Origin of the sequence: Vibrio cincinnatiensis (assembly GCF_022113815.1) — a bacterium.
Lineage (GTDB): Bacteria > Pseudomonadota > Gammaproteobacteria > Enterobacterales > Vibrionaceae > Vibrio > Vibrio cincinnatiensis_A.
The window spans coordinates 47,026-59,749 of sequence record NZ_SGOM01000015.1; the positions used below are offsets into that span (position 1 = coordinate 47,026).

The window sequence follows — 12,724 nt, forward strand, 5'->3', positions numbered from 1 at the left end:
GTTTTTATCGGTCGAGCTTTGTGGCATCGAAATAGAGGCAAGTAGATGATCAGACAACGTACTCTGAAAGAAATAGTGAAAACAACTGGGGTGGGTCTTCATTCCGGTCGTAAAGTCACGCTCACACTTCGCCCTGCTGCTGCAAATACAGGTATCATTTATCGTCGTACAGATGTGAATCCACCAGTCGATTTCCCGGCTGATCCAGAGTCTGTACGTGATACCATGCTTTGTACTGCATTGGTCAATGATGAAGGTATCCGTATCTCAACAGTTGAGCACTTAAATGCTGCGCTTGCCGGTATGGGTATTGACAACGTTATTATTGAAGTTGATGCTCCTGAAATTCCTATTATGGATGGAAGTGCAAGTCCATTTGTTTATCTGCTGCAACAAGCAGGTGTTGAAAAGCTGAATGCGCCTAAGCGTTTTATTCGCATCAAAAAAACCGTGCGTTTTGAAGATGGTGATAAATGGGCAGAACTTCGCCCACATAACGGCTTTAAAATGGATTTTGAAATTGAATTTAATCACCCCGCTATTGATGGTGATGAGCAACACTTAGTGTTTGATTTTTCATCTCAAGGTTTTGTGAAAGAAATCTCTCGAGCTCGAACTTTTGGGTTTATGCGTGATATTGAGTACTTACAATCACAAAACTTATGTTTGGGTGGGAGTTTTGATTGCGCGATCGTATTAGATGATTACCGTATTCTTAACGAAGAAGGCTTACGATTTGCGAATGAATTTGTCACACACAAAGTTTTGGATGCTATTGGCGATCTTTACATGTGTGGACACGCTATTGTCGGTGAATTCAGAGCGTATAAATCGGGGCATGGCCTAAATAATCAACTGCTTCGAGCCGTATTAGCGGACCAAGAAGCATGGGAATGGGCAACCTTTGAAGAAGAAGTCGGTTCGCCAGTGACTTTTGCTGAGCCTAATATCGTTATCGCCTAGTTTCTAAATACAATAAAAAAGCCAGACTTAGAGTCTGGCTTTTTTATTGCTGAAAGCGGTAATTATTTGCCTCCTTTATCGGCAAATGGGTGGTGAATTGACCTTTTGCATGATATTGGACATACAAAATGTTAAGTTGAGTGCAAACAGGCCTGATTGCAGTTGGTTCTTATGGGTAAAATTTCTTACACTAAGGGCCACATAATTTGTTTAGTGTCTTGAAAATAAAGGCCACTATCACAATATCCAAGGTACATGATTTATCTCAGTATCCTTAGTTGCAGATAGGTAGAGACTAGAGACATTAAAAGTAGATCGGGAAGATCTAAGTAAAGAGAGATTCATAAAAAATGATAACTAAGCTACTGACAAAGGTGGTTGGCAGTCGTAACGACCGCACCTTGCGCCGTTTAAGAAAGATCGTAAAAGAAATCAATAGTTTTGAGCCTGCATTTGAGGCTCTTTCAGATGATGAACTCCAGGCTAAAACGGTAGAGTTTCGTCAACGTATTGAGCAAGGTGAAACATTAGATCAATTATTGCCAGAAGCATTTGCTACTGTGCGTGAGGCGTCCAAACGTGTCTTTGGTATGCGTCATTTTGATGTCCAGCTCATTGGTGGCATGGTATTAAATGCTGGACAAATTGCAGAAATGCGGACCGGTGAAGGTAAAACTTTAACGGCCACACTCCCCGCTTATCTCAATGCTCTAGCGGGGAAAGGGGTTCATATTGTTACCGTCAATGACTATTTAGCTAAACGTGATGCGGAAACCAACCGTCCTTTATTTGAATTTTTAGGTATGACGGTGGGTATAAACGTGCCTAACATGCCTCCTCATGAGAAAAAACAAGCCTATCAAGCAGATGTTCTCTATGGAACAAACAATGAATTTGGTTTTGATTACTTGCGCGACAACATGGCATTTCGGATGGAAGATCGCGTTCAGCGTGAGCGCTTTTTCGCTGTCGTCGATGAGGTGGACTCTATCTTAATTGATGAAGCTCGTACGCCATTGATTATTTCAGGTCCTGCTGAAGACAGTTCAGAACTGTATACACGCATTAACACTCTTATTCCCAATCTCAAACAGCAAGAAAAAGAAGACTCAGAAGAATATCGAGGTGATGGTCACTATACGGTGGACGAAAAATCGAAGCAGGTTTATCTCACCGAAACGGGTCAGGAGTACGTTGAAGAGCTTCTGATCAGTAACGGAATGATGGAAGAAGGCGATACGCTTTATTCTCCTGCCAATATTAGCTTACTTCACCATGTTAATGCGGCGCTGCGTGCCCATGTCCTATTTGAAAAAAATGTCGATTACATTGTTACCGATGACGGTGAAGTGGTCATTGTTGATGAACATACTGGTCGGACTATGCCGGGGCGTCGTTGGTCTGATGGTTTGCACCAAGCGGTAGAAGCAAAAGAAGGGGTGAGTATTCAGAATGAAAACCAAACATTGGCTTCGATCACTTTCCAAAACTATTTCCGCCTTTATGAAAAATTATCGGGAATGACTGGGACTGCCGATACCGAAGCGTTTGAGTTCCAATCTATTTACGGTTTAGAAACGGTGGTAATTCCAACCAATAAACCGATGGTACGTGATGACATGCCAGATGTGGTGTACCGCACTGAAGCTGAAAAATTTGCCGCGATTATTGAAGATATTAAAGAACGTGTTGCTAAGGGGCAGCCTGTCTTGGTTGGTACTATCTCGATTGAAAAATCAGAGCTATTAGCCAATGCTCTTAAGAAAGCGAAGATCAAACATAACGTGCTTAATGCTAAGTTCCATGAAAAAGAAGCCGAAATTGTAGCTGAAGCAGGGACACCAGGCGCTGTCACAATTGCCACAAATATGGCAGGACGTGGTACAGATATTGTGTTGGGTGGTAGTTGGCAAGCAAAAGTGGAAAGTTTAACTAACCCAAGCCAAGAAGAGATCGACCAGATCAAAGCAGAATGGAAAAAAGTGCATGATCAAGTATTAGATGCTGGTGGTTTACATATCATAGGTACTGAACGTCATGAATCTCGCCGAATTGATAACCAGCTACGTGGCCGTTCTGGTCGCCAAGGGGATGCGGGGTCTTCACGCTTCTATTTATCAATGGAAGATAGCCTCCTGCGGATCTTCACTTCAGATCGTATGGCGAGCTTGATTCAAAGCGGTATGGAAGAAGGAGAAGCCATTGAGAGTAAAATGCTTTCTCGCTCTATTGAAAAAGCGCAACGGAAAGTGGAAGGGCGTAACTTTGATATTCGTAAACAATTACTTGAATATGATGATGTCGCGAACGATCAACGTAAAGTCGTGTATGAGCTACGTGATGAGCTGATGCGAGTGGATGATATCAGTGAAATGATCGAGCAAAACCGAGTAGACGTTTTCACTGCCGTAATCGACGAATATATTCCACCTCAATCTTTGGAAGACATGTGGAATATTAGTGGGTTAGAAGAGCGTTTGCGAAATGACTTTGACCTTTCCCTACCGATTCAAACTTGGCTAGATGAAGATGATAAGCTGTATGAAGAAGCGCTGCGTGAGCGAATTCTTGAACAAGCGGTAATCGTTTATCAAGAGAAAGAGCAAGCCGTAGGTGCCTCTGTTATGCGTAATTTTGAGAAATCCGTTATGCTGCAAACGCTTGATACCTTATGGAAAGAGCATTTAGCGGCCATGGATCATCTTCGTCAAGGTATTCATTTACGTGGCTATGCTCAGAAAAACCCGAAACAGGAATATAAGCGTGAATCATTTGAGCTATTTGAAGAGCTCCTTGAATCATTGAAATCTGATGTGATCACCATTTTGTCTAAGGTTCGAGTGCAGCAGCAAGAAGAAGTTGAGCGAATGGAAGCTCAGCGTCAAGCTCAAGCAGAAGAAGCGGCAAAACGTGTTCAAGCACAGCATGCTAACCTTAATGGTGAACAAGATGAAGCCACGCAGCAACCCTTAGTTCGAGACGAGAGAAAAGTTGGTCGTAACGAACCTTGCCCATGTGGCAGTGGTAAAAAATATAAGCAGTGCCACGGTAAAATTGCTTAATCGTTGAGCTGTTTACATAGCCAGTAAAAGAGCCGCATGTCGGCTCTTTTTGCTATTCATAACTAGAGAGTGCTCTCCGCACTCATCGATGCGATGTTTCTATTTACCGTGAATTTTTTTATTGCATTGTATCTGAATTGATAAAAGGAACCGATGATGAAGCGTATTCATATTGTGGCTGGAATTATCCTTAATCCTGAGCGGTCTCAATTATTTATTACTAAACGTCCCGATGATAAACATCAAGGGGGGCTATGGGAATTTCCCGGTGGAAAAGTAGAAACTGGGGAAACGATTGAGCAAGCCATGTATCGAGAATTAGAAGAAGAGGTCGGAATTGAAGTAAGCGAGCAGTCACTCTTTCAGCACCTTGAGTTTGATTATTCTGATAAATCACTCAAGTTTGATTTTATGCTGATTCATGATTTTAATCACCAGCCTTTTGGTAAAGAAGGCCAGCAAGGTAAATGGGTCGCAATTTGTGAACTTGCAGACTATTCCTTTCCAGAGGCAAATATCCCGATTGTTGAACGAGTGATGAAAGAGTTTCGCTAAGTGCTAGCCACCATCAAGGATAGTTGGTAGTTTAGAGCAATAGATTGGATAGAGAGTGTGTATAGTACACATGAAATAGAAATGGAGAAAATGCAATGGTAAGAATTGCGATTGCAGGTGCGGCTGGTCGAATGGGGCGTAATTTGGTCAAAGCCAGCTATTACCACCCAGAGACAACCGTTGGTGCAGGCTCAGAACGTCCAGAGTCTTCATTAGTTGGGGTGGATATTGGTGAGTTGTGTGGTGAAGGACGCTTTGATGTTGCTTTGGTGGATAACCTTGAGCTCGCGATTAATGACTTTGATGTGATCATCGATTTTACTGCTCCTGCCAGTACCTTAGCCAATATCGAATTATGCAAACAATATGGAAAAAAACTGGTTATTGGTACGACGGGATTTAGCGAATCAGAACGAGCAATGATCGATGAAGCAGCTGCTGTAATTCCTATCGTTATGGCCCCTAACTACAGTGTTGGTGTTAATTTGGTATTTAAGTTACTGGAAAAAGCAGCCAAAGTGATGGGAGACTATTGTGACATCGAGATCATTGAAGCTCACCATCGGTATAAAGTGGATGCACCTTCTGGGACCGCGATTGGTATGGGGGAGGCGATTGCTGGAGCGATGGGAAATCAGCTGGGTGATGTGGCAGTTTATGCGCGTGAAGGCATTACAGGTGAGCGACAACGTCATGAAATTGGTTTTGCTACTATTCGTGCCGGAGATATTGTCGGTGAGCATACCGCCATGTTTGCTGATATTGGTGAACGCATTGAAATTACGCATAAAGCCACTGATCGAATGACATTTGCTAATGGTGCAGTGAAAGCCGCAGTTTGGCTAGCGCACAAAAAGGCAGGCCTTTATACAATGACCGATGTGCTTGCTCTAAACGAATTGTAATTACATAATTATGCGCCAGCAAGGTTTGGCGCATCTATTTTTTCACATTCTTTTCTCATTAACTTTTCTTCCCTGTACTGAGCCTTTTTTATTACTATCTTTGTGGTTTATAGGTTTATTTTTCTACTTGATGGTTGAGCTGCTTATTTTTCTATGTTTTTTTTGTGGTTTATCGTTTGCGTTTTCTGTTGCTGTTTTTTTCTCTTTTGATGTTTTTTTCTAAGGTGTTTTTTTATTCACTTTAAGGGTGATAGAGAGAATTCTAGATAAAAAAGTGTTTTTTTACTTGGTTTGAGGAATTTTATGGTTGTAAAGCTCTGAATTGAGATTTTATTTATAAGCGAATATTGACAGGAATCTGGGTGAACTTTAGAATACCGCCAATTTGTCTAAAACACCCTCGAGCAAGGTTTCTAAGCGAAAAGGATGGCAAATTTGCAAATTAATTTATATTTTATGCATTTTTATTCTGGAGGTTGTCTTGAGTAAATCAGCACTGTTAGTCCTGGAAGATGGGACAGTGTTCCACGGAGTGTCCATTGGCGCTGAGGGTATTTCCGTTGGTGAAGTCGTTTTTAATACCTCGATGACGGGGTACCAAGAAATCCTCACTGACCCTTCCTATTCTCAGCAAATTGTAACTCTCACTTATCCCCACATTGGTAATACCGGAACCAATTCCGAAGACGAAGAATCCTCTTCCATTCATGCTCAAGGTTTAGTTATTCGCGATCTCCCACTGGTTGCTTCCAATTTCCGTAACGAACGCTCTCTTTCTGATTACCTCAAGTCACAAAATATTGTCGGTATTGCAGACATTGATACGCGTAAGCTGACGCGTCATTTACGTGCAAATGGAGCGCAAAACGGCTGTCTAATGGCTGGTGATAATCTTGATCAAGCGCTTGCTCTTAGTAAGGCAAAAGAGTTTCCCGGCTTAAAAGGGATGGATCTTGCAAAAGTAGTTTCAACCAAAGAAGCTTACTCTTGGAAGCAAGGCTCATGGACATTAGAAGGCGGTCTACCAGAAGCAAAAGATGACAGTGAATTGCCATATCATGTTGTTGCTTATGACTTTGGGGCGAAACGTAACATCTTACGTATGTTAGTGGATCGTGGCTGTCGTCTCACAGTTGTTCCTGCAGAAACGACGGCGCAAGAGGTGTTGGCACTCAATCCTGATGGTGTTTTTCTGTCTAATGGCCCTGGAGATCCAGAACCTTGTACATATGCCATTGAAGCGACAAAAAGCTTTTTAGATAAAGGGTTACCCATCTTTGGTATTTGTTTAGGCCACCAAATTCTAGCGCTTGCGTCTGGTGCTAAAACGGTAAAAATGAAATTTGGTCACCATGGTGCAAACCATCCTGTCAAAGATTTAACGACCAATGTGGTGATGATTACCTCTCAAAACCACGGTTTTGCGGCTGATGAAGCCACGTTGCCTGACAATGTGCAAGCAACGCATAAATCTTTATTTGATGGGACATTGCAAGGTATTTGTCGTACGGATAAACCGGCGTTTAGTTTCCAAGGTCACCCTGAAGCGAGCCCTGGCCCGCACGATGCAGCCCCGCTTTTTGACCACTTCATCGAATTGATTAAACAATACCGCGCTTAATTTGGAGTAGTAAATAATGCCAAAACGTACTGACATTCAAAGCATTCTTATCTTAGGTGCAGGTCCGATTGTTATTGGTCAGGCTTGTGAGTTTGACTACTCAGGTGCGCAAGCTTGTAAAGCGCTGCGTGAAGAAGGGTATCGAGTTATTTTAGTGAACTCTAACCCTGCGACCATCATGACAGACCCAGAGATGGCGGATGCAACGTATATTGAACCGATCCACTGGGAAGTGGTACGTAAAATTATCGAAAAAGAACGTCCTGATGCGATTTTGCCAACCATGGGGGGGCAAACCGCTCTGAACTGTGCTCTGGCACTGGAACAGCACGGCGTATTGGCCGAGTTCGGTGTTGAAATGATCGGAGCAACAGCGGACGCAATTGATAAAGCGGAAGACCGTTCACGCTTTGATAAAGCAATGAAATCCATTGGTCTTGAATGTCCACGTGCTGATACTGCAAAAACGATGGAAGAAGCTTACCGAGTTTTAGACATGGTCGGTTTTCCTTGCATTATCCGCCCCTCCTTTACGATGGGCGGAACGGGTGGTGGTATCGCTTATAATAAAGAAGAGTTTGATGAAATTTGTCGCCGAGGACTTGACCTTTCTCCGACCAACGAGCTGCTGATTGATGAATCACTGATCGGGTGGAAAGAGTATGAAATGGAAGTTGTGCGAGATAAAAACGACAATTGTATTATCGTCTGTGCGATTGAAAACTTTGATCCGATGGGAATTCACACGGGTGACTCAATCACGGTCGCGCCAGCACAAACCCTTACCGATAAAGAATACCAGCTCATGCGTAATGCATCGCTAGCCGTTTTGCGTGAAATTGGGGTTGAAACGGGTGGTTCGAACGTGCAGTTTGGTATTAACCCGAAAGATGGTCGTATGGTGATCATCGAGATGAACCCTCGGGTATCTCGCTCTTCGGCTTTAGCTTCAAAAGCAACGGGGTTCCCTATTGCTAAAGTGGCTGCGAAGTTAGCGGTTGGATTTACATTAGATGAGTTGATGAATGACATTACGGGTGGTGCGACGCCAGCTTCATTTGAACCCACCATTGACTACGTTGTGACCAAAATCCCACGGTTTAACTTCGAAAAATTTGCAGGGGCTAATAGCCGCTTAACCACTCAGATGAAATCGGTTGGGGAAGTGATGGCAATTGGCCGTAACCAACAAGAGTCACTACAAAAAGCGCTACGTGGCCTTGAAGTGGGTGTTAATGGCTTTGATGAAATGGTAGATCTCGATGCCCCCGATGCGTTGACTAAAATTCGTCAAGAGTTAAAAGAAGCGGGGGCGGAGCGAATTTGGTATATCGCAGATGCTTTCCGTGCTGGTCTTTCTGTTGATGGCATCTTTAACCTGACCAATATTGATCGTTGGTTCTTAGTCCAAATTGAAGAACTGGTCAAAATGGAGCAAGAGATCAAAGCGGGTGGTTTCGCTGGCTTAAATGCTGATGTCTTGCGCAAAATGAAACGCAAAGGTTTCTCTGATGCTCGTCTATCGACTTTGTTAGGGGTGGCTGAAAGTGAAATTCGTCGCTTGCGTGATCAGTTTGATATTCATCCGGTCTACAAGCGAGTGGATACATGCGCGGCTGAATTTTCTTCAGATACGGCTTATATGTATTCAACGTATGATGAAGAGTGTGAAGCGAATCCAACCGATCGTGAAAAAATCATGGTTCTCGGTGGTGGTCCAAACCGTATTGGGCAAGGTATCGAGTTTGACTACTGCTGTGTTCATGCTTCACTTGCACTACGTGAAGACGGTTATGAAACCATCATGGTTAACTGTAACCCTGAAACGGTTTCAACCGATTACGATACATCCGATCGTTTATATTTCGAACCGGTCACTTTGGAAGATGTATTAGCGATTGCTCGCGTTGAAAAACCGAAAGGGGTCATTGTTCAGTATGGTGGACAAACGCCACTGAAACTTGCTCGAGCTTTAGAGGCGGCTGGTGTACCGATTATTGGTACGAGCCCAGATGCGATTGACCGTGCGGAAGACCGTGAACGCTTCCAGCAAGCTGTTGAACGTTTGGGGCTTAAGCAGCCAGAAAATGCTACTGTAACAGCGCTTGATCAAGCAGTGGATAAAGCTAAAGAAATCGGGTTTCCTCTAGTGGTTCGCCCTTCTTATGTTTTAGGTGGGCGGGCGATGGAAATTGTTTATGATGAACAAGATCTGCGTCGCTACTTTAATGAAGCCGTCAGTGTTTCTAACGAGTCTCCGGTTCTGCTTGATCGTTTCCTTGATGATGCAACGGAAGTGGATATCGATGCGATTTGTGATGGTGAACGCGTCGTCATCGGTGGCATCATGGAACATATCGAGCAGGCTGGCGTTCACTCTGGTGACTCGGCTTGTTCATTGCCGGCCTATACACTAAGCCAAGCTATTCAAGATAAAATGCGTGAGCAAGTCGAAAAACTCGCATTTGAGCTTGGTGTGCGAGGTTTGATGAATACTCAGTTTGCTGTAAAAGATAACGAAGTCTATCTGATTGAAGTTAACCCACGTGCTGCGCGTACAGTTCCGTTTGTTTCTAAAGCAACCGGAGCTCCATTAGCGAAAATCGCTGCTCGGGTAATGGCTGGGCAATCTCTTGAACAGCAAGGGTTTACCAAAGAAATTATTCCACCGTATTACTCGGTGAAAGAAGTCGTCCTTCCTTTTAATAAGTTCCCTGGCGTTGACCCATTACTTGGTCCTGAAATGCGTTCAACCGGCGAAGTGATGGGCGTTGGTTCAACCTTCGCAGAAGCTTTTGCTAAAGCTGAGCTTGGTTGTGGCAATGTGTATCCTGAGAGTGGCCGAGCGCTATTGTCGGTTCGTGAAGAAGATAAAGAGCGAGTCGTCGATTTAGCTTCTAAGTTGATTAAGTTAGGTTATAAACTGGATGCGACACATGGTACTGCAGTCATTTTGGGTGAAGCTGGGATTAACCCTCGTCTGGTGAATAAAGTCCATGAAGGGCGTCCACATATTCTTGACCGGATCAAAAACAATGAGTACACCTACATTGTGAATACGGCAGCGGGGCGTCAAGCGATTGAAGACTCGAAAGTGTTACGCCGTGGTGCGTTAGCGGAGAAAGTTAACTATACCACTACACTGAATGCGGCTTTTGCAACCTGTATGTCTCATACTGCGGATCCGAAAGCATCCGTGACTTCTGTACAAGAGTTACATGAAAAAGTAAAAGCCAGCTTAGTGTGATAGCTCTATTGGTAAATAACAATACTGATAGGTGTTAAGCCTGTCTGACAACCTCATTGCCCGCTGAATTAAGCGGGCTTTTTTATGGTTGCTCAAGTATATTTCAACCAGTGACGTTTAATCTTCATCCCTCTGTTTACTTTGACTTACAGCTAAGGATTTTATGGATATCTCAATTGAAGTGTTAGGTTTGCTGTTTCTAGTTGCAAGCCTTGCTGGTTTTATTGATGCGATGGCGGGGGGAGGCGGTTTACTCACATTGCCAGCCTTACTTGCAGCGGGTGTACCACCGACTCAAGCTCTGGCTACGAATAAGCTACAAAGTTCATTTGGCAGCTTTTCGGCAACCCTTTATTTCGTTCGTCAAGGTGTGGTGAACTTGAAAACCATGCGCCTAGCGATTGCCTGTACCTTTGTTGGTGCCGCGTTGGGAGCAGAATTGGTGCAGTATATTGATACCTCTTTGTTGACCAGCTTAATTCCTGCACTTCTGATTGCTATTTCGCTCTATTTTCTACTTGCACCAGCGACGAAAATAGAGACTGGCCCAGCACCTTTATCTGAAAGCACTTTTGCTTTCACGGTTGGTTTTGGTGTCGGATTTTACGATGGCTTTTTTGGCCCTGGCACGGGATCGATCTTTACGGTCTGTTTTGTGGTTTTAGGCCATTTAGGTTTAGTTGAAGCGACCGCTCGCACTAAAGTGTTGAACTTTACCTCTAATATTGCCGCGTTACTCTTTTTCTTACTGGCGGGGTTGCCGATTTGGCAGATAGGTTTAACCATGGCTGTCGGTGGGTTTATTGGTGCCCGTATCGGGGCTAAAGTGGTGGTCACGAAAGGTCAGCGTTGGATCCGCCCTTTGGTGATTACTATGTCGATGTTAATGGCTGCAAAGTTGCTTTGGGAACAGCATTCCTCATGGTTACAATCTATTTTTTAAATATTGAATCATTGTTTTTGAACAGAGTGTTATGCTAGGTCTAGTTAAATCGTGATCCGCTATGCTAGGCGCGTAACAGTTCACCACTCTAAAGTTAGGAACGCTGGAAAAGGCGAAAGTACACCTTTGTTGGTAGTAAACCGGGTTCTTATCGTTCTTTGCAACTGTATTAATAATAATAAATTATGATTATTCCGCATTACATTTAGTGAGCTGTGCGACAATTTCTTTTTTATTATGCAACTTATTGTTGAGCTGGTTTAGCCCGTTATTTAGGATCTCGGCATTTCTTATGGCTAACTGTAGACATCAACAATGCACTCTTATTACCTCCCTCTGTCTGCTCAGAATGCGGACAACTTTTTTGCGGGTCAACCCGATGTACTGGCGAAATTTAGACAGCAACATCCACAACAGTCGATCTTACTTCCCAATCAACCCTATGCTTTAACTTGTGATGTTGAGGCAGAACGGTTACTTATGCAGTTTCGCCGCTTTTCAACAGGAGAGCTAGAGAAACTTAACCAGGCTAATCATTTTCTTGGCGACTATTTATTACCTGTTGCTCAAATTAAACAGGATTTAATTGATCCCGTATTGAATTCGAATGGTTATACGGGGGCGGCCTTAACTGCGGTTGGCTCTCGTTCTAATTTATTTCAAACCCATTTAAAACGCTATGAGCAGGCGTTGATTGATTTACATCAAGCTAAGCAAGCTCGTATGCGTAACTTTCATCATCAGCGTGGTTTGATCGCCGCCAAAGAAATTCACGCTCGGATGGCTTACAGCAACCTTCAGACCAGTTTTTCCACTGAGTTGGAAATTTATCGTACTCGGCTAGGTAAAAATGCGGCTTTCTCTCCACTACATAATGTTGAACGTGGGATCAATGTGGCGAAAGATGGCCGGAATCATCAAGGTAATACACCCGGATCGCGCCGTACTCATCAAACCCTGAATGTATCTAATAGTGGACATATCCAAAGCTTGCACTCGCTAAGTCGCAACATACACGTTGCAGGGCGAGGTCTACTGGTTTTAGATGGGGCGTCTCGACTTAATAAAGTCAACGATGCACGTAAAAATAATGAAGATTACGCTCGGGTTTTGGTTACTGAAAGTGCCGGGTTGGGACTTGGTTCAGCCGCTGGAAGTACTGCAGCTCGTTATACCATGCGTTTTGCCGTGACAGGGGCGGCTCGTGCTACTGCTGCTGGTTTTTTGGGGATTAACCTATTAGCCGGCCCGGTGGGGTGGGTGGTGTTGATTGGCTCGCTCGCAGCTACTGCCTATGTATCTTATCAAACTTCAGAATGGGCGGATAAAACAGCCAAAGATTGGTCAGGTCAAGGATATGACATAATAAAAGGGGCTTTTTAATGAAAGAGCAACCTGCATGGTTTATTTTTTTAGGTCTTTTCTTTG

At 43.6% G+C, this 12,724-nt stretch carries 8 protein-coding genes; all 8 read left to right on the top strand.

Annotation, left to right across the window (positions count from 1 at the left end; all coding sequences use genetic code 11):
• The first annotated feature begins 45 nt into the window (after positions 1–45).
• Entirely contained in the window at positions 46–963 is a 918-nt protein-coding gene (gene lpxC, locus EXA13_RS15145; protein WP_238133898.1) for a UDP-3-O-acyl-N-acetylglucosamine deacetylase, read from the top strand.
• Positions 964–1,313: 350 nt separating this feature from the next.
• The gene (secA, locus tag EXA13_RS15150) at positions 1,314–4,025 is read left to right on the top strand and encodes a preprotein translocase subunit SecA (RefSeq protein ID WP_238133899.1); all 2,712 of its coding nucleotides are present in this window, start codon (positions 1,314–1,316) and stop codon (positions 4,023–4,025) included.
• Between the two features lie 156 nt (positions 4,026–4,181).
• The gene (gene mutT / locus EXA13_RS15155) at positions 4,182–4,580 is read left to right on the top strand and encodes an 8-oxo-dGTP diphosphatase MutT (RefSeq protein WP_238133909.1); all 399 of its coding nucleotides are present in this window, start codon (positions 4,182–4,184) and stop codon (positions 4,578–4,580) included.
• A gap of 95 nt (positions 4,581–4,675) precedes the next feature.
• Entirely contained in the window at positions 4,676–5,485 is an 810-nt protein-coding gene (dapB, locus tag EXA13_RS15160) for a 4-hydroxy-tetrahydrodipicolinate reductase (protein WP_238133900.1), read from the top strand.
• A gap of 481 nt (positions 5,486–5,966) precedes the next feature.
• The gene (gene carA, locus EXA13_RS15165; protein WP_238133901.1) at positions 5,967–7,106 is read left to right on the top strand and encodes a glutamine-hydrolyzing carbamoyl-phosphate synthase small subunit; all 1,140 of its coding nucleotides are present in this window, start codon (positions 5,967–5,969) and stop codon (positions 7,104–7,106) included.
• A gap of 16 nt (positions 7,107–7,122) precedes the next feature.
• Complete coding sequence (carB, locus tag EXA13_RS15170) at positions 7,123–10,353, top strand: carbamoyl-phosphate synthase large subunit (RefSeq protein WP_238133902.1); 3,231 nt, start codon at positions 7,123–7,125, stop codon at positions 10,351–10,353.
• Between the two features lie 163 nt (positions 10,354–10,516).
• Complete coding sequence (locus EXA13_RS15175) at positions 10,517–11,296, top strand: TSUP family transporter (RefSeq protein WP_238133903.1); 780 nt, start codon at positions 10,517–10,519, stop codon at positions 11,294–11,296.
• A gap of 315 nt (positions 11,297–11,611) precedes the next feature.
• Positions 11,612–12,679, top strand: coding sequence for a hypothetical protein (locus EXA13_RS15180; RefSeq protein ID WP_238133904.1), 1,068 nt, complete (start codon positions 11,612–11,614; stop codon positions 12,677–12,679).
• The last annotated feature ends 45 nt before the right edge of the window (positions 12,680–12,724 follow it).

Bases quoted from the DNA above. Each gene is read 5' to 3' on its own strand.
- lpxC (WP_238133898.1), top strand. From the start codon at position 46: ATGATCAGACAACGTACTCTGAAAGAAATAGTGAAAACAACTGGGGTG.
- secA (WP_238133899.1), top strand. From the start codon at position 1,314: ATGATAACTAAGCTACTGACAAAGGTGGTTGGCAGTCGTAACGACCGC.
- mutT (WP_238133909.1), top strand. From the start codon at position 4,182: ATGAAGCGTATTCATATTGTGGCTGGAATTATCCTTAATCCTGAGCGG.
- dapB (WP_238133900.1), top strand. From the start codon at position 4,676: ATGGTAAGAATTGCGATTGCAGGTGCGGCTGGTCGAATGGGGCGTAAT.
- carB (WP_238133902.1), top strand. From the start codon at position 7,123: ATGCCAAAACGTACTGACATTCAAAGCATTCTTATCTTAGGTGCAGGT.
- EXA13_RS15175 (WP_238133903.1), top strand. From the start codon at position 10,517: ATGGATATCTCAATTGAAGTGTTAGGTTTGCTGTTTCTAGTTGCAAGC.
- EXA13_RS15180 (WP_238133904.1), top strand. From the start codon at position 11,612: ATGCACTCTTATTACCTCCCTCTGTCTGCTCAGAATGCGGACAACTTT.